Origin of the sequence: Bifidobacterium sp. RTP21102st3_E2_RTP21102_210122 (assembly GCF_040916945.1) — a bacterium.
Taxonomy (GTDB): domain Bacteria; phylum Actinomycetota; class Actinomycetes; order Actinomycetales; family Bifidobacteriaceae; genus Bifidobacterium; species Bifidobacterium longum.
The window spans coordinates 3400-3809 of the sequence record NZ_JBCPAN010000012.1; the positions used below are offsets into that span (position 1 = coordinate 3400).

1 protein-coding gene is annotated in these 410 nt (G+C 31.5%); it reads left to right on the forward strand.

Annotated elements, in window-relative coordinates; genetic code table 11:
- Window positions 1–410, forward strand: a 410-nt coding sequence (locus tag AB5287_RS09820; RefSeq protein ID WP_368221146.1) for a hypothetical protein, incomplete at its 3' end; no start/stop codon positions are given.

The window sequence follows — 410 nt, forward strand, 5'->3', positions numbered from 1 at the left end:
ATGCCCGATATTATCCTTTTAACCAAAATTGTTTACCAACAAATAACCTTTCAAGACCTAGCCAGAGAATTAAAAGTTTCTCCACAAACACTAGAAATTCGTTTAGAGGACTTTTTACACTACCAAGGACATTTTTCAACAGAACAAGCTAGAGAAGTTATTTTCCAATATAAAACCAGAAAATCTGATATTCTAATCCAGCTCATTCAATCCTTTAAAGAAAAACTCATTAAAGAATACGAAGCTATTCAAGTAGAAGATATTAACTACTTCAAAAAATTAACTACTGAAACAGACTTTATCACCAACCAAGAAATCACTTCTTTGATAGATCCCGATTTCCAACAAACTCTTAAAAAGCAATTTCCACATTTCAGAATATCTGCTTACTATGATAAAGGTCTAGCCAT